Here is a 17,874-nt window from a genome sequence, read left to right on the forward strand (position 1 = left end):
CTATACGCATTCACCTCATACACACTCCACCATATTCCACTCTCCTATTTCTCCTCTCCTCTCTCCTCTCCTCTCCTCTCTCCTCTCTCCTCTCTTCTCTCTTCTCTCTTCTCTCTTCTCTCTCCTCTCTCCTCTCTCCTCCTCCCGCCCATTTCACACCTTGCGCCGGAAGCGGCGCAGTAACGCACTGAACTGTCGCCGTTCGGAGCGGTCGAATGACTTACCGGCATACACCACCCGTTGATATGCCTCGGTGAGTGCCTGTAGTTCGGCAGCACCTGCGGGTAATTCATCGCTGATCCGTTCGGCATACTCTGCCGGGGTCTGCGGTGGCCGGCGGGGGTAGCCACGTGCCGTGGCGTGACGGAGAGCAGCGTGGTAGCAGGCGATCACCGTGTCCACCGGCCCGCTGCGGCTGCGCCGTGGGTGTGGTGGTGGGGGTATCTCCGCTTGGGTATGCCACCAGCGCGGCCAGCCCCCGCTGCGTCGGTGGCGCAGGTGGTACCACCAGGCCGTCAGCCAGGTCACGGCATTCTCCCATGCCACCTTCAGCCAGGTCTGGCGGTGCGCAATCCGCCAGAATGCCAGCACGGAGAGCACGGCTATGCAGAACCAGAAGATAAGGCCGGGCCATACCATCGGCTCGCCGGTGGTTGGCGGAGGAATGATCGGCGGCGGCGGGATGGGCATCGCGGCGGAGGTTGAGTTTGTGGTGAGGAGCCAGTTGAGTAGCAGGTAGAGGAGCATTGGCAGCAGCATGATCAGACTGATCAGGCCAACGAACAGAAGCGATGCGATGAGGCCGATGAAGATGACCAGCCCGACCAGGGAGTAGATGGCCCGGCGCCATTCTTCCGGCATGGACATCTCGCGGGGGAAGGGAAATACCAGCGCCAGCACGATCATCAGGCCGATCAGCATCACACTGAGCAGGCGCCAGCTTCGGTGCACATCGACCGCGACCTCGGCTCCATCACTCTGCCAGTCGGCCAGAGACGCCCGCCGGCGGGCAAGCTCGATCAGGCTGAGTCCGCCGATCAGATACAACGCAATCCAGACGGAAAACGTATCTGTATTCTCCTGCCGCCAGCTCTGAAGCCAGATGGTCAACAATCCACCCCAGCTGACGCCACTGATGATTGCTTTGACTGCATTCCAGCGGCGAATTTTTGCATCGCTGTTGTAGAAGAGCACGTCGAGCGTGTACAGGGGCATTTTTTGGGGTGGATTTGGTGTTAAGGCCGCGATGGCAGCGATCCCGCTCCGACTGAGCATCACCACCGTAGTCAGCGCCAGCAGGCAGATGAGAAATGGAACATCGAAGAAGGCCAGCGGATCGACGATCCAGCTCATCATCTCCCGAATACCCTCGCCGCCAAAGCCCAACGTCGCTACCAGCCGGGCCAGGACAACCAGGGCAAAAATCTCGGTGGCCAGATAGCGTAATGTGCCTCCTTCCGCTTCGTGCAGGCCGGCCAGCATCCGCATCCGCAAAGCAAACGCCTCCATACCGGCGATGATACTGGTACCAATCAACCATAACGGCTGCCAGCCGATCTGATCCTGGATCAGATCGCCGATGGAAGCCAGGGGTAGCGTAATCAAAACCACAATCAGGATTGCCGGGCCGATGAGTGAAGGCTGGTGCATAGCCCCTCCGCCGGGTCGTTGCCTGTCAGCTATCATCTATTGTACCTGATAGAACTATCATTCGCATGTCAGATACCATCTCGATCATGACGTGCTATACTACCTGCGATGTCTGGCTATACGCGGCGCAAAGCAGGACGCTGCAAGAAAATACATCAGGTTACATACATCCTATGATTCGCTCACGTCGTTTACACTCAAATGGTCGCAATGGTCGACGCCACGTGCCGCCACACCTGTTGCGCGGGTTGCGGGGCCGATCAACACCACGCTCTGCGGTCAGTCGCTGGATTATCAATGCGCTCCTGGTCGGACTTGGTTTAGTAGCGGTGGTGATCGTCGCTATCGCCGGCTTTGCCTACAACGCCTACGCCCAGGTTGCCGAGAGTCTGAAACCGCGGCTGGCCTTGCTCGATAACCGGGAATTGTTCGAGAACTCGCGCATCTTCGACCGTAACGGTGAGCTGCTGTACGAGTTTTTCGATACCGGCAAGCGCACGAAAGTGACAATTGACGAGATTAGTCCGCTGTTGATTCAGGCGACGATTGCGATTGAGGATAAGACTTTTTATACCAATCCGGGTATTGATCTGGCCGGTATCGTGCGTACTCTGATTGACAGCCTGCGGGCGGGTGAAGAGACTGGTGGTGCCTCGACGATTACACAGCAGGTGATCAAGAATAGCGTCCTCACCCCGGAAGAGCGTCTCCCGGAACGGCGCTACGAACGAAAACTGAAGGAGATTATTCTCGCCCAGGAGCTGGATCGCATTTATACCAAAGATCAGATTCTTGAGTTGTATCTGAATGAGAATTTTTACGGCAATCTGGCCTACGGTATTCAGGCGGCCAGTGAGGTCTATTTTGGGGTGAGTGCGGCTGAGCTTGATTTGAACCAGGCGTCGCTCCTTGCCGGTTTACCGCAATTACCATCGGTCTATAATCCGATTAACTATTTGGAGCGCGACGAGCAGGGTGGTTATCTCCCGCCCGTCTTCGTCGGCGATGGCTGGCTTGACCCCGATGCCCGTTTGCCCGCCGGCACACCGCTGCCCCGGATCCGGCAGGCGGCTGTGTTGCGTCGGATGGTTGAGGATGGCTACATCACCGAAGCCCAGGCCCGTCAGGCATTGGCCACACCGCTGCGGTTCGCACCGCAAGAGGCACCCCTCAATGCGCCGCATTTCGTCTTCTATGTGCGTGACCTGCTCTTGCAACGCTACGGCGCTCAGATTGTATACGGCGGTGGTTTGCGGATCACAACCACGCTTGACCTGCAATTGCAACGAATGGCCCAGCGAACCGCCTTCGAGCGTATCGCTGAACTGGAGTCGCGCAACATTCACAATGCGGCGGTCGTGATTATGCAGCCGAACACTGGCCAGATTCTGGCGATGGTCGGCAGTATTGATTACAACGCGGTCAAACCAACCTCTACGCCCGGCGAGTCGGGAAATGTGCTCGATGGTCAGGTGAATGTGGCGACCCGCGAGCGGCAGCCCGGTTCGGCGCTGAAGCCATTTACCTACCTGGCGGCACTGGAACAGGGGATGACCCCAGAGTCGGTGCTGTGGGATGTGCCAACGCGCTTTCCAACCGGTACCGGTGACTGGTACGCGCCCAAAAACTATAACGGCCAGTGGAACGGGCCGGTTCGTATCCGTACCGCACTGGCGAATTCGTTGAATATGCCGGCAGTGCGGGCGCTGAAGTTTGCCGGGATTGACTACACGATCCGGTTGCTGGAACGGGTTGGTATCCGTACCGGTCTGAAACGCGGTGCCGGTTTCTACGGCCTCTCGCTGACGCTCGGGGGCGGTGAGGTGTCGCCACTGGAGCTGACGACTGCGTACAACACCCTGGCCAGTGGTGGTCGTTACTTTGCGCCAGTCGCCATCCTGGAGATTACCGACTCGCAGGGCCGCGTTCTCGAACGTTTTACCCAAACCTCTGGCGAAGAGGTGGTTGATCCGGCGCTGGTCGCAATTATCTCTGACATGCTCAGTGATGATCGGGCTCGGCGGGCAATCTGGGGACTGAATAGCCCGCTTCGGCTCAGCCTGCCGGCTGCGGTCAAGACCGGTACCACCAACGACTGGCGCGACGCCTGGGCAGTAGGTTATACGCCGTTTGTGACGGTCGGTGTGTGGACGGGCAATAACAATAATGAACCAACAGCCCGAGTCGAGAGTCTGACCGGTGGTGGCATTATCTGGCGCAACGTGATGGAAAACATCTTTCGGCTGATCGCCGAAGATGAGCGGTATCGCGACCTGTTCGCCGCGCCCTTCCCCAACGGAGGAATCCAAACCGAATTTGTGCTACCTGAAGGGGTTGTACAGCGTCCGATCTGTGAACTGCCCGGCCCATTCGGTGGGTATCGTGAAGAGCTATTTACGCTTGATATGATCAAGCGGCTGGAGGAAGCGGCGCAACCGACACCGGAAGCAACCACCGGCGATGCGATCACGAACGAAGGCTTCTGCTCGGCCTACACAAAAGTACGTGTTGTTCGGATTCCGACCCCGGAAGAGTGGACAACCAGCGGCGAGCTACGCCCCAATCCGCCACCGCCGCCGCCAACAGACCCCAAAGCACCACCGTTGCCGCAAGACCTCAGTGCCTTGACCGATGGTGCTTATTGCCGACCGGTGCCTGATGTCGCCTATCCGCCGGAGCTGGTACGCGAAATCTACCTGTGGAAACTGCCACCGCCCGATCCTGATGAAGAGGTTGAGTATAAGTGGCGCGGCGGTGATGCAACGGTTCCGCTCAAGTACGAAGATCTGCCGGAGTGTACCCCGGCAATGTTTGAGCCACCCATTCCGGTGCCACCAGTTGAAGGCGCTATTCTGATGCCCGATCTGCGTCGGTTGGGTGAAAATCAGGCGAAAGAAGTGCTGGCCCTGTTGGGTATTGACCCCGGTCGGATTTATGTTGATTACCAGGGGCCAGATCGCGCCGGCGAGGATTACTATCGGTATGGGCCGTATGTGGTACTGAGTTCACTCCCGGCAGCGGGCGAATGGATCTTGCCGGACACAACCATCGTGCTGGGCATTCGCGCACCTGATCCAAGCCCCGAACCACCACCATCAATAGAGAGTACTGAGGGCGATTGAAGCGACTGCACAACCGTACCAGAAGGTTCACGGAGTCAGGCAGGGTTTGATAGCCGGGGTGTGCGGGCTGAATGCCGGTAAGCGGGCTGAAGCCCTGACTGACTCCATACAGGCACCTGCAGGGCTTAGACATCACACACTCTCGCGGGCCGGCCAGCACTGCTGGCCGGCCCCAACGTGCTTCAACCCACCACCTTCTTGTAACCTTTTGGCGGCTGATTGCATCACCTTGTATAGTGGGTGAATGTACAGTGGATTGCATAATCACCGAACAGGTAGTAGCATTGTCTTCATCGAACATACGGAGAGACGTTATGAAGCAGATTGTTGTGATTGGCGGTGGGGCTGCTGGTGTGGAAGCAGCAGTGGCTGCCGCCCAGGGCCACACAAAGGTAACCCTTGTCAGCGAAGGGCCAATTGGCGGTCGTACCGGTTGGGATAGCCTGTTACCGAGCAAAGTCTGGCTCCATGCCGCTGAGGTTGCCGGTATCGCGACGGCGGCAGCCGGCGAGGGCGTGGCTGTTAGCGGGGTACAGGTCGATCCGGCAGCCGTCTTACAACGGATCAAACACGTCGCAACGCGATGGAGTGATCACGAGCAGCAGCGATTGCAGGCGGCTGGCGTAACCGTTATGCAGGGGGTTGCTGCCTTCAGCAGTCCTCACGAATTGACAATCCAGACTCAGGCAGGCCAGCAGACGATGACCGCCGATGCCATCATTATTGCGACCGGTTCTGTACCCCGCTTCCCGCCGACGATGAAACCGGACGGTCAGCGGATCATCGCACCGCGCTTTGCCAGCCATCTCCATACCCTGCCCAACGACATCATCGTGATCGGTGGTGGCCCGACCGGTAGCGAATTTGCCTCGCTCTTCAGTCGGCTGGGTGTCAAAGTAACCTGGCTGGTCGGTAGTCCTGGCGTTTTGCCGATGTTTGCCACCAACGCCCGCTCAGCCCTGGCTGCAGCGATGCAGGCACATGGTGTCGGGATACACCAGGTCGATGTTGAACGGGCCGAGCGCACGGAAGAGGGGGTAAGCGTTGTCGCGGTAGATGGCACAACTTACGAGGCAGCCATGGCATTCCTGGCGATTGGCCGCATGCCCGATCTGAGCCGGCTCAACCTCAGTGCCGCCGGCCTGGCCGTTGAGACGAATGGTCAACTAACCGTTGACAACTACGGACGCACGCCGGTCAGCCACATCTTCGCGGTCGGCGATGCGGCTGGTGGGCCGATGCTGGCAAACCGTGCGCTGGCGCAGGCGTGGATCGCCGGTCGCACTGCCGCTGATCTACCGGCACCGGGGTACTGTCCGCATACCATCGTACATGCCGTCTACACCGTGCCCGAAGTTGCACAGGTGGGACTGGTCATGGATACAGCGCTGTCACGTATCCGCGCTGAATATGCCTCGTCGCTCAAGTCCTACCTTGGCGCAGAGACATCTGGCTGGATCGAGCTGACGTTTGACCCGATCACGCGCCAGGTTCGTGGTGGCGTGGCGGTGGGTGATCACGCTGCTGATCTGTTGGCACCAGTTGCCCTGGCGATCCAGACCGGGGCTACCCTGGCCGATCTGGCAGCCGTCTTTGCCGCCTATCCAACGTTGAGCGAGACTGTCTTCGCCGCAGTGCGCACAGCGGGATAAAGGCATGGGCTAAGGCACTTATCAGATTGATCAACGCGCTCTGGTTACTTCAGGATGTGGGAGAGGGGATCCCTTCCCACCAGGTTATGTGTTACCCACAACTATACCGTATGGTATCAACACATGTGCTTATCATCGGGAATGATCCCCTCTTGTGCTATCGTGGGCAACATGCCAGGGATCAGGCGGATGGTAAGCCGTGCGCATCATGAACGAAACGCGGAGTGGGTGTGGCGAGGGACGAAGGAGGATGTTGTGTCAGACCGTGGGGCAGGTTCTAGCCTGCTCTGGACGTTGGCCCTTGTTGAGTCGGGCATGCATGTGGCTTGCCGGGCTGGTATGGGATATCATCAAACAGAGCCATGATCAGCCAGGGAGGTAGCCGATGCAGGAGGCCACCACTCCCCGGCTCGCGTGCTTCGTGGTGCCTGCTACCCCACTGACGCTCAGCGCAGCGTCCGACGGCACGCAACCGCGAGGCACTAGCGGCTGACACCGGCGCTCGCCACCTCTTTGCGATGAGACCCGCCCCACCTCACCCCGCCCCCCGCCTTTTCATTACCCACATGTCACCCCGAAGCCAGTATGACGCCGCATATCCCATCGTCATGGATACGGGGCATCATACGTCACGCACACCGTATGCTCAGGCGATCACGGCATCCTGCTGCGTTAGGCCAGGCTGCAAGCGCTCCCCGTGTTCCAGCCCGCGTACAGGCGTCATCGCCACCGCCGTCAGGTGCTGCTGGTGCGCAGGTGAGAACCTCTTGCAACCAAACGTCTACGCGCAGGTGTCGCCTGCATGCCTGAGCGACTCGATGATTGAAACGAACTCATCCAGCTTCCCCGTGACCAGCCGGGCCAACGATGTGCCATGCGCCGGATCGGGAGCACGGCTGCTGTGGCAGCAGGCTGTCGCACTCCAAACGCCGCGACACGCGGATGACGAACAGACAAGGCAACCCATACAGTACGTGATGGCACGGCTGAAGCGACGCGCTGCCACCGGGCTATCAGCAGGGTAGGTTATTGTTGGTGCCTGACCCGCGGTCATGCGCCTGTCGTCCAGGAGTAAGAGAGCACCGCATGATGACAGACGTTCAAGCACCTTGCCCCAGGCTCCGGCATGACGTTCCCCACCGCCACTATGCCGCGTTCCGTCTGTGATGGGCATGGTGCCCAACACAGCACCCATGGCGATCATACCCGCTGATACGGGCGTGGTTGACACCATAAGCTAGTTGTGGGTAGTGCATAGGCCCCCCGCTAGGGACGGGCGAAACCGCCGGTCTCTAGCGCCGCGAGCAGCTCGTTGCCGGGGGCATGGTGTGGTTACGAGCGATGCGTGTTCTTGAAGCGGATTTGCGTGAGACCCGCCCCCAACGGGGGTGGGAGAATGTTCCCTGGCCTGTTCCCGTCGGGGATGGGCTTAGCCGGTTCAGTGTGGGTCGGTAGTGCGTGGTCGTCCGGTGGCGGGGGGTGGCGCTCTAAAGCAAGCCGGAGGTTCGCGCTGCCAGGAGGATGAAGTCATGATTTCGACACCATTTGATTTGGTGTCATTGATGTAGAGAGGCAGGCGAAGGCATTGCCTTCATCTGCCTCATCAGACGATGGTCAGTAGTGCAGCCAATGCACTCAACAAATGCGTGGCAGTTGCTCGCCGATCAAGGTGTCAACGACGCGCGTGCCACCAATGCCGGTGCGGGCAACCACGACGCCGGGATGATCAGCGGTTGCATAGCCGATCAGGGCAGCCTCGTGCCCTAATGGATGTGATCGCATGACGCTCAGCAGGTGATCTGCATCACTGCGTTCGACGAAGGCAATCAGTTTGCCTTCGTTGGCAATGTGTAATGGGTCCATGCCGAGTAACTCGCAGGCGGCCTGGACTGCGGGTGGAATGGGGATGTTACGTTCAACAATCTCAACTCCAATCCCGGCGGTTTGGGCAATTTCGTTGAGTGCCGCCGCAACACCACCTCGTGTCGGATCGCGGAGTGTGTGAATGCGTGCGCCACTGGCAATCATCGTGTTTACCAGATCGTGCAGGGCAGCCGTGTCGGAGACGACCGGGGCGCCGAATTCAATCCCTTCGCGCACGCTCAGGATGGCGACACCGTGCATGCCGATGGCTCCGCTGACAATGATCGCATCACCGGGACGGGCCTGTTCCGGGCCAATCGTTACACCTGCCGGAATGAGGCCGAAACCGGTTGTCGTGATGTAGACCCCATCGCCGTGGCCACGATCAACAACTTTGGTGTCGCCGGCAATCAGAGTGACGCCGGCCTGACGGGCGGCGCGTCCCATGCTCTCGGCAATCATGCCAAGTTGCGACAGTGGCATGCCCTCTTCCAGAATGAAGCTGGTGGTCAGCGCCAGGGGCTGCGCTCCCATCATGGCAATGTCGTTGATTGTGCCGTTGACGGCCAGTTCGCCGATGTTGCCTCCTGGAAAGAAGAGCGGTCGCACAACGAAGCTGTCGGTGGAGATGGCCAGACGGCTATTGCCAATCTCGGTGATGGCCGCATCGGCCAGCGGGTGAGCAGGTTGACCGAAGGCCGGCAGGAAGAGATGATTGATCAGCTCGGCGGAGAGCTTACCGCCGGCACCGTGGCCCATCACAACTGTCGGGTAGTCACGCAGTGGTGCCGGGCATGTCCAGCCGCTGAAGTCGAGTGGTTCGTGCATAGGCATTGTCCGCTATGGTTCATGTGTGCTCTGGCGATCAGCGTATCGTGATGCCGGTAGAGTTAGCCAGTCGCACCAACCTGGTTAACCGGAATGAAGCGTCCGTACTGGTAGTACGCCGCGCAAGCGCCTTCACTTGAGACCATGGTCGCGCCGAGCGGGGTGCGGGGCGTGCACTCCTTGCCGAATGCCGGGCACTGGTTGGGTTTCAGGCGTCCCTGCAATACCTCACCACTCCGGCATAGCGCCGACTCGGTGGTCTGGATGTCGCTGACATTGAAGCGCTGTTCAGCATCGAAAGCGGCGTACCGCTCGCTCAACTTCCAGCCACTGCGAGGAATAACCCCGATCCCGCGCCATGCCCGGTCGGTGACGGTAAAAACGTCGGTCAGCATCTGTTTGGCGGCCACGTTACCTTCTGGCCGCACGGCCCGCTCGTAGGCATTGTCAAGCTCTGCTTTGCCCTGTTCGAGCTGAAGAATGACGCGGCGAATACCCTCTAGCACATCGAGTGGCTCGAAGCCGGTGACCACAATCGGTACACGATACTGTTCGACAAGTGGACGGTACTCTTCCGTTCCCATCACACTACAGACATGGCCGGCGGCCAGAAATCCCTGGACGCGGTTAGAAGGCGATTCCATAATCGCCCGGATCGCCGGTGGCACCAGCACGTGCGATACCAGCAGCGAGAAGTTCTTCAGGCCGAGACGGGCCGCCTGGTAGACGGCCATCGCATTGGCAGGGGCAGTTGTCTCGAAGCCGATGGCAAAAAAGACGACTTCGCGGTCGGGGTTTTGTTGGGCTAGTTTGACAGCATCGAGCGGCGAGTAGACAACGCGCACATCGCCACCTTCGCTCTTGACCCGAAAGAGGTCTTTGCGACTGCCGGGCACGCGCAGCATGTCGCCGAATGAACAGAAAATAACTTCGGGCCGTGCGGCAATGGCTAACGCTTTATCGATAACTTCCAACGGTGTGACACAGACCGGGCAGCCGGGGCCGTGGATCAGTTCAATCTCCGGCGGCAAGAGCTGGTCGATGCCGTTGCGAATGATCGAGTGCGTTTGACCGCCGCAAACCTCCATAATCGCCCAGGGGCGGGTGGTGATGCGTCGGATCTGATCGAACATGCGGCGGGCCAGTTCAGGATCACGAAATTCGTCAAGATACTTCATGCTGATCCTCCGTTGTCGGATTTAGCTCCTCTTCGAGCACACCGAGCGATTGGAAGAGGGCCAGTGTTTCGCGGGCCGACTCCTCGTCGAGACGGGTGATGGCGAATCCAACATGCACAATGGTGTAATCGCCGACTTGCAAATCGGGCAGGTAGGCCAGGCAGACCTCTTTCACAATGCCGTTGAAGTCGACTTTGCCCATCCGGGTAAGGCCGTTGTCGTAAATCTCGATGATGCGACCGGGTATGCCAAGACACATACGATCATTCCTTTCACATATCGTCAGACAGGAGTCGTGCGATTTTTGCTATTCACAACCTTCTCCTGGGGTGGTCGAAGGTATTGCCTTTGCCTACTCATCTGCCCATTGCCCGATGATGATTCGGTTATTGCCCGAATCGGCGATGGCCAGCCACTGCTGGTGCGCACACAGACCGTATGGCCAGCAGAGGGTGTCGGGAGCAATGACTTGCCAGCGGTTTTCCCCACTACCGGCAAAGTCGGCCTGGCCGAAGACGGCCTGAGCCGGAAGCCTGACCCCGTGACGCGGGAGAGGTTGCCAGACTAGAAGCCGATTGTTTGCCGTATCGGCTACGCATAGTCGATCCGCAGTACAGGCAACTGCGTAGGGAAAGCGGAGGCGGTGCGCTCCCTGGGGTACGTGCGGTTGTTCAAACGCGCTTTGCATATCGGTTTGTCCCAAGACCAGATCGGCCGGTCGGTCATCGGTCGGTGGTGGTGTCCAGGCTAAAACGCGGTGATTCCCGGCATCGGCAACGTAGAGCGTGGTACTATCACCGGCCAGAGCGTGGGGCCAGCGAAAGCTGTGCGCCGTCGGTGGGCCACCACGATTTTCCGCATTGCTCCATCCATCCGGTTGCCCCAGAATCAGATCGGGTGGTTGATCGGGTTCTGGTAGCCCGCGCCATCCCAGCACCCGGCGATTGCCGGTATCTGCAATATAAAACCAGCCTGCGATCCATGCTACTCCATACGGCCAGTACAGTGTCGTTGGCCCAACTGCGCCACCACGGTTTGGCTCAATTTCAAGCAGGTTCGCCTGGCCGATAACACTGTCGGGTGGTGTGTCGGATCGTTCGGGAAATCGATGCCAACATAATACACGATGATGCCAGGCATCGGCAAGGTAGAGTCGCCCTTCAGCTACCGTGACTCCGGTCGGTACATGAAATCCGTTGGCCGGGCCACGCCCGGCGGCACGCGGTCCTTCGTGCGTGAAGTCGGGCTGCCCAAGCACGAGATCGGCGGGTTGATGATCACGCACCGGGAGCTGCTGCCAGATCAATACCCGATGATTGCCGGTGTCAACAGCGATCAGACGCTGCTGGTCGAGATAGACACCACGTGGCGCATAGAGATTTGTCGGCGAGGCGTCTGCTGCCGGCAACGCCAGTCCGCCTGGTGCCGGTGCTCCCAGCCAGCGCATCGTTTGCAGCGTGATCATAATGGTCGTACCCAGATCATCCCATCCACCACCCGCAACGGAAACGGTTCGAGTTGGGCCTGGGGCGCAGTCAGACATTCACCACTGGTCACGTCGAAGCAAAAGCCGTGCCATGGGCAGGTGAGGGTGCCGTTGGCGGGATCGAGGACACCGCCGTCGAGCGGGCGACCCTGATGAGCGCATGCGTTGCGGTAAGCGCTCAAACGATTCGCCAGATTGACAATCAGCACGCTGGTCTGGCCGGTGGTGAAGCTGATCATCTGCCCTGGCGGAACGGCAGTGACTGCCGGTCCCTGTACCCATCCTTTTGCCGGATCGGGATGGGTTTGTGCTTCAGTGCGTAGCATAGCCGGTGCCGGCTGATCGTTTACCACTTCGAGACGAGTAATCTCCGGCACTTCGCGCAAGAGTACCTCTTCGACGTGTTTGCGCAGGGTAAATGCCGACAGTGAGCAGCCATTGCACGAGCCATGCAGGCGCAGGTAGGCCACCCCATCGTGAACGTCAATCAGCTCGGCATCACCACCGTGTGACTGCATATAGGGGCGGGCACTATCGAGCACGCGGCGGGCGCGGGTGATGGGATCGGTGCGCACGATGCCGTGCATCAGCAGCATGGCGTACACGGCGGGATCGGCAACCAGTTCGAGCAGCAACTCTTTGCCACGTGGATCGTGCTTGAGATGGCGAACCATCGTCGTGAGTGCCAGTTTATGAAATGCCTCGATAGCCTGTTTTAGCTCAAGCGCAACGGCCTGGGCCGCAGGTTCCAGGCCGGCTACAGCCGCGACTGCGGCATCAACCCGCGCTGCGATCTGTTCAAGGTCATCGGTAGTAGGAAGTTGTTGGGTCATACCCGTCTCATCTCTAGCCGGCATAGCCAATCATCTGTTCGAGCACTTCTTCGCTACGCATGGCCAGCAATTCGGCGAACGCCTGTCTGGCCATCGTTTGCAACACTGAGTCGATTGTTCCGGCGGGCGGTGGGGTAATCGTGCGCTGAGCCAATCCTTGCAGCACGAAACACGCGCCGGCAACGTTGTCGAGTAAAAAGTCTTGAAAGATCGCAGCCACAAACCGGTCGAGCCAGATGCCTTCACCCTGGGGATCGCTGCGTAAGCGCATAAGGGCATTTTCTGCGCCGGCACACCGCTGCACAATGCGTTCGACGAAGTGATCGACCGCCGTCATCAGGAGAAGATCAAACTGTTGGCGTTGATAGGCTTCCATAATTTCCCTGAGCTTCACAAATGGCGATGTTGGTCAGCAGTTCACGCACCGTCGCCAGGGCGGTTTCGTCGCCGAGTTGATCGAACAGGGCGGCGGCTGCGTTGAGCCGCTCGCGGGCTTCGGCAAAGACGCCGAGGTGGGCAAGGGCATTGCCCAGATTGGCCAGAATACGGGCATACCCACCCGGATCGGTCGCCGGATCGCGCCGACGGAGCAGGTCTTCGTAAATGGCTACCGCTTCGAGCAGGTGATCGGCAGGACGGGCGGAGTGGACATATTGCAGCGCATTCGCCAGATTCAGGCGGGCGCTCGTCCATTCCTGGGGATGTTGATCGGGATCGTAGATGCTCAGCGCGGTGCGCAGTGCCTGGACGGCAATTGCGCCCCGCAGCCGGTCTCCGGCATCGGTCATCGGCATCGCCAGGTACGCCAGGGCCAGATTGTTCTGGATGAACGCAAACTCCAGCGGATGGGTCTCGCGCTGGAAGAAGCGGAGCGCCTCTTGATAACAACGGACTGCGGCCTGGAGTGGGCCGCGTTGCCCGCCAGCGTACTCTTGCAGGATTTGCCCCAATTGCAGTGCAGCACGGGCGCGCATATCGGAACCGCCTTCAGCCGGAATCAGGTCAAGCGCCTGTTGCAGCCAGCGCGTGATCAGTGATACGTCGCCGCCGATTTGCATCGCCAGTTCAGCCCGGTTGAGATAAATCTGTCCCGCCAGCGTCGGTGAGACCGGCGTAGCCGCAGCAATGGCGTCGGCAAAGTAATTGTCAGCAGCGTTCGGTTCGCCACGCTCAATCGCTGCCGCTGCGTGGGTAATCAGACAGAGGGCCCGAATTTCGCCGGTGGCCTGATCGATTGGTGGCGGTTCCTGGCGCTGACCCATGGTAAACGCCGCGACGCCGTGCAAACAGGCCAGTTCGCCATCGAGCATAATGTGCAGTGCCAGGTAATCAGCGTGAGAACCGGTTAAGACATAGCGATTGTAGATGGCAAGTGGCTCTGGCGACAACGGTAAGGTTTCGAGGGCTGCCGTGATATTACCGGCCAGCGCGTGGGCGTAGAATTGCCAGGCTTGCGGCCATTCAGTGGGAGTGGTACCACGGAGCAGAGCAGCCAGGGCGGTTGTCGCGCATGGTTCGTCGGTTGGCGGCAGGACGAGGTAGCCGGCCGGTAAGGCAAAAATACCGAGTGGTTGGGGCCGAATGGCAAGCTGGTTCATACGGTCTCCTCGGCTACTGGTTGCAACGACACCCGCAAGACCCCGTTGGTAGCATCCCAAACGGCAGACCGGTAACCGGGTGATGTTGCCGGGGGTAATGCTTCCCAGATCAGCACACTGCGATCACCACGGGCGTTGCGTTGTTTGAGCAGCAAACCACCCGCAGCCGGACCCCGTAACGGCACCAACCAGATTTCGTCGGCCTGGAGAAGCACAACCAGCAAATCGGTCGGAAAGTAGCGTTGGGCCAGGGCTGCGGGTAGATGCAGATAGCCCTGCGCGGTTAATTCAAGCTGCCAGGTCTCCATTGTGTTGTTCATTAATCGCATGTCCAGGGTACGACTGCCACGGGTTGTGGCTGAGATGACGGGCCAGGTCTTCCATGCGGGCTGCCACAGCCGGACTGAGCGGAGCGCCAATCGTAAAATCGGCCCCTTCGATCAAATAGACCTGCACTGAACGGGGATACTCGTCTTTGAGTAACCAGCGCCCAAACGCCAGTGCATGATCCCAGCGAAAGGCGTGGAGGTTGATCCCACTGAGAGGTGGCAGGTGTTCAACGACAGACCCCGGTACGTAATAGATCGTGCCGGGGTCGGCGCCGGTGCTTGCCGCGTCAACCAGAATGACTGTCTCGACGCCACGCATACGAAATGCGACATCCATGCCGCTGGTACCGGCATCGGCGACACCGACGCCGGGGGGTAACCCCAGTTCCAGCACTCGCCGCACCAGTACCGGCCCAACGGCATCATCGCCGCGCAGCAGATTGCCACACCCGATTATCAGCAACTGTTCAGCCATACCGTGATCGTGCCTGTTCAGATATTGCCAGCATGAACAATGCGAGTTCGTCTGCACCGGCATGGTACCAGTACCGGTGCAGACGTTCCTGCGCGCTTGCCCCTGCTACGCGCCTTCACCAATGCGGAACCGGGCCAACTCCTTGCCGGTCTTCTCGTCGTAGGCGTGAACCGTACAGACAAGGCAGGAGTCGTAGCTCCGCGCCACATGACCAAGTTCGACCGGATCGTTGGGGTCGGCGATGGGAGCGCCGAGGAATGCCTGTTCCATCGGCCCATTGACCTCGCGGCTATCACGCGGGCCGATGTTCCACGCCGTCGGTGTAATCACCTGGTAATTCTCGATCTTGCCGTCCTTCAAGACGATCCAGTCGGAGAGGCTGCCACGAGCAGCTTCAGTTGAGCCAAAACCACGCCCTTCCGGTAGTTCTTTTGGCTTGATGTAGAACTTCTCGTGCAGGTTGATCTGATCGAGCCATTTGCGCACCAGCTTGTAGTATTTCGGTGCTTCGTGCATGCGAGCCATCACCCGTACCAACACACTCGGCCCGACAGTGGTCACAGCATCGAGGAAGAGCGGATCGTAGTCCTGCCAGTCGGCAGCGCCTGGACGACCCGCAATCACCTGGTGCGCCAGCGGGCCGGCCTCCAGCGGATGGCTCCCCACGCCGGGGATGAGATAACGGGGAGCTTTGGCCCAGGTGTACTTGCCCTGTCGCCGGCCAACTTCCGGGTCAATTGGTTCGGTACGCCCCTCAAATGGGTGCAAGACATGGTTCCCCTCGTAGAAGGCGTGGCTGACATCTTCGCGGACCTGAGCCTGATCGAAGTCGTAGAACTGACCGTTCACATAGACGCCGGAACGGGCAATCAGGGCAGCGTTGCGTCCTTCGATGGTGGGGCGAGCGTACAGTTCGGGGTGGAAGTAGGTACCGGTGGCAAGATAGTTATTCCACCCGGCGCCATATTTGTCGAGACCGGCGGCCATCGCGAAGCGCAGGAAGAAGCCGCAGTCAGAATTGTAATGGCGCTCGTTCTCGTGCATCCATTCCATCACATCGGCCCAGCTCTTGTTTTGCAGCCAGCGATCAACCGAACAGCCGAGCCACTTCTTTTCCAGCCATTCGTCTTTCCAGTACTCAAGAATGGCGATGGCGCGTGTCACATCGGCCAGCGTTGGCGCACACATGACACCACCGGGGATCATGAAACTGGAGTGAGGCCACTGGCCGCCGAAGATAGCGTAAATCTCTACCGGCTTATTCGAGAGGGTCACCCCGTGCTCGTAACTGGTACCGACGAAGGGCGCGAAGCGGCGCACCGCCTCATCGTATTCAGGCAGATGGGCGTACTTCTTGTTCGTCAAATCGATGGCGAAGAGGGCGTAGAACCAGCGCGGAATGCTCTGCAATGTCTCGCACGCCTGGGCGATGTTGCGGATCAGGGTGGCATTGGGTGGCAGCTCGGTCTGCCAGGCTGTGTCCAGCGCATACACGGCTTTGGTCAGATGGCTACCGCCGCAAATACCACAGATGCGCGGGGTGACGATCAACCCGGCCTGCGGGTCTTTGCCCTTCAGAATAATCTCGAAGCCGCGAAACATTGAGGCTTCGGTCCACGCACTGGTGACAACGCCGTCGCGGATGGTCACCCGCAGATCGAGGTCGCCTTCGACGCGGCCAAGTGGGCTGATGCGCAAGTCACGACCGGTAAGTGTTGCCGGATTCTCGATGATATTAACCATTGCCAGCTTCTCCCCTTACTACACAACGAACATATCTTCTTTGGCCCACTTGGGTGCAGCAACACGAGCGGCTGCGGCCAGTGCCATATAGCTGATCGGATCGGTTCCGGTCGGCACCTCTTTCGGGATCGCCCCACTGATCTTCTGGGTTTTGAAGACGGTGCCGGGCGCGAGATCGAAGAAGGGAAACTCCGGTTCGGTACAACCCGTGCACGGCATACCGGCACGGGTCTTCGATGACTGGCGGTTCCAGAGAATGCGATTGCAGGGTGAGCGGGTCATCGGACCGCGACAACCAAACTCGTAGAAGAGACAACCGGTGCGTGTGCCCTGCCCAAATTCGAGCGTTGATTGTTTGTACTCGAAAAATTGCACCCGTGTACAGCCGGTTTGGGTAAAGCTGGTAAAGAAGGTCTGCGGACGTTGCAGATCGTCGAGGGCGATGTCAGCAGCGCGACCACTGGCAACCGCGACCAGAATCTGGGTCACCCAGTCGGGGTGAGCCGGACAGCCGGGAATGTTAATCACCGGCAGACCGGCCTTCGAGCGCCAGTTGGGGCCAAGGAAGCCGCCCAGCTCGCGCTTGTGAAACTGAAGACCGGTGGACTGGCTGGGGTTGGGGGCCATGGCCGGAATGCCGCCCCAGCAGGCGCAATCACCGATGGCGACCACAATGTTGGCCTGCGCTGCCAGCTCGCGCACCCACTCTTGCATTGGGCGGTCGGCAAACATGTTGTAGCGGCCAGTACCGTTCGGGGCCTGGATCACCGTACCCTCGAAGACAAAGATGTCGAGCGGGCGGGCGCCACTGGCACAGTCGTGAAAGATACGTTTGGCGTTCTCACCCAGCTCCATGCCGAGCGATGGGTGCCACAGAATCTCAATTCCAAAATCGGTGACCAGATCACACGCGCTTGGTTCCTCGGCATTGAGGAATGACATCGTGTTGCCGCTACAGGCGCCACCCTGTAACCAGAGCAGTGTTGCCATTGAACCGCCTCCTTAACCTCTCAAGACACTAGACTTCCCTATCAAAAACAGCTCTACGCCGATGGGGTTTTTGCGTTTGATGATCGTGTTCGCATCTGGTCTCGTAGCCAGTTTAACCACTCTTGCA

At 59.4% G+C, this 17,874-nt stretch carries 14 protein-coding genes; 2 read left to right on the forward strand and 12 right to left on the reverse strand.

From position 1 onward, the window contains the following. Positions 1-153 precede the first annotated feature (153 nt). A complete protein-coding gene (locus VAE57_RS14795) occupies positions 154-1,650 on the reverse strand; it encodes a DUF4129 domain-containing protein (protein WP_322822636.1) in 1,497 nt (498 codons plus the stop codon). A 173-nt stretch (positions 1,651-1,823) separates the two neighbouring features. On the opposite strand from VAE57_RS14795, the gene VAE57_RS14800 reads away from it, so the two are divergent. Together VAE57_RS14800 and VAE57_RS14805 are read left to right on the forward strand one after the other, a co-directional pair. Further along, entirely contained in the window at positions 1,824-4,772 is a 2,949-nt protein-coding gene (locus tag VAE57_RS14800; protein ID WP_322822637.1) for a transglycosylase domain-containing protein, read from the forward strand. A 314-nt stretch (positions 4,773-5,086) separates the two neighbouring features. After that, a complete protein-coding gene (locus VAE57_RS14805; protein ID WP_322822638.1) occupies positions 5,087-6,424 on the forward strand; it encodes an NAD(P)/FAD-dependent oxidoreductase in 1,338 nt (445 codons plus the stop codon). A gap of 1,635 nt (positions 6,425-8,059) precedes the next feature. Here VAE57_RS14805 and hypE read toward each other — a convergent pair. The 11 genes from hypE to VAE57_RS14860 all read right to left on the reverse strand — a co-directional run bounded on the left by hypE (position 8,060) and on the right by VAE57_RS14860 (position 17,747). Next, positions 8,060-9,115 carry a hydrogenase expression/formation protein HypE gene (hypE, locus tag VAE57_RS14810; RefSeq protein WP_322822639.1) on the reverse strand — a complete coding sequence of 352 codons (1,056 nt, stop codon included), beginning with the start codon at positions 9,113-9,115 and terminating at the stop codon, positions 8,060-8,062. A 62-nt stretch (positions 9,116-9,177) separates the two neighbouring features. Next, positions 9,178-10,293 carry a hydrogenase formation protein HypD gene (gene hypD, locus VAE57_RS14815; RefSeq protein ID WP_322822640.1) on the reverse strand — a complete coding sequence of 372 codons (1,116 nt, stop codon included), beginning with the start codon at positions 10,291-10,293 and terminating at the stop codon, positions 9,178-9,180. Continuing rightward, positions 10,280-10,552 carry a HypC/HybG/HupF family hydrogenase formation chaperone gene (locus tag VAE57_RS14820; protein ID WP_322822641.1) on the reverse strand — a complete coding sequence of 91 codons (273 nt, stop codon included), beginning with the start codon at positions 10,550-10,552 and terminating at the stop codon, positions 10,280-10,282. The genes hypD and VAE57_RS14820 overlap by 14 nt, the downstream gene beginning before the upstream one ends. A gap of 93 nt (positions 10,553-10,645) precedes the next feature. Then, positions 10,646-11,758 (reverse strand): NHL repeat-containing protein, encoded by a 1,113-nt coding sequence (locus VAE57_RS14825; protein WP_322822642.1) that lies wholly within the window; start codon positions 11,756-11,758, stop codon positions 10,646-10,648. Then, positions 11,755-12,612 carry a NifU family protein gene (locus VAE57_RS14830; RefSeq protein WP_322822643.1) on the reverse strand — a complete coding sequence of 286 codons (858 nt, stop codon included), beginning with the start codon at positions 12,610-12,612 and terminating at the stop codon, positions 11,755-11,757. The genes VAE57_RS14825 and VAE57_RS14830 overlap by 4 nt, the downstream gene beginning before the upstream one ends. Before the next feature lie 13 nt (positions 12,613-12,625). Further along, positions 12,626-12,988 (reverse strand): hypothetical protein, encoded by a 363-nt coding sequence (locus VAE57_RS14835; protein WP_322822644.1) that lies wholly within the window; start codon positions 12,986-12,988, stop codon positions 12,626-12,628. Further along, positions 12,960-14,210, reverse strand: a complete 1,251-nt coding sequence (locus VAE57_RS14840) for a hypothetical protein (protein ID WP_322822645.1) — start codon at positions 14,208-14,210, stop codon at positions 12,960-12,962. Before VAE57_RS14840 ends, VAE57_RS14835 begins: the two co-directional genes overlap by 29 nt. Next, positions 14,207-14,518, reverse strand: coding sequence for a hydrogenase maturation protease (locus VAE57_RS14845; RefSeq protein WP_322822646.1), 312 nt, complete (start codon positions 14,516-14,518; stop codon positions 14,207-14,209). The genes VAE57_RS14840 and VAE57_RS14845 overlap by 4 nt, the downstream gene beginning before the upstream one ends. After that, positions 14,499-15,014 (reverse strand): hydrogenase maturation protease, encoded by a 516-nt coding sequence (locus VAE57_RS14850; RefSeq protein ID WP_322822647.1) that lies wholly within the window; start codon positions 15,012-15,014, stop codon positions 14,499-14,501. Before VAE57_RS14850 ends, VAE57_RS14845 begins: the two co-directional genes overlap by 20 nt. Before the next feature lie 105 nt (positions 15,015-15,119). Then, positions 15,120-16,757 carry a nickel-dependent hydrogenase large subunit gene (locus tag VAE57_RS14855; protein WP_322822648.1) on the reverse strand — a complete coding sequence of 546 codons (1,638 nt, stop codon included), beginning with the start codon at positions 16,755-16,757 and terminating at the stop codon, positions 15,120-15,122. A gap of 18 nt (positions 16,758-16,775) precedes the next feature. Continuing rightward, a complete protein-coding gene (locus VAE57_RS14860) occupies positions 16,776-17,747 on the reverse strand; it encodes a hydrogenase (RefSeq protein ID WP_322822649.1) in 972 nt (323 codons plus the stop codon). Between the last annotated feature and the right edge of the window lie 127 nt (positions 17,748-17,874).

Source organism: Chloroflexus sp., from assembly GCF_034434295.1.
Taxonomy (GTDB): Bacteria; Chloroflexota; Chloroflexia; order Chloroflexales; family Chloroflexaceae; genus Chloroflexus.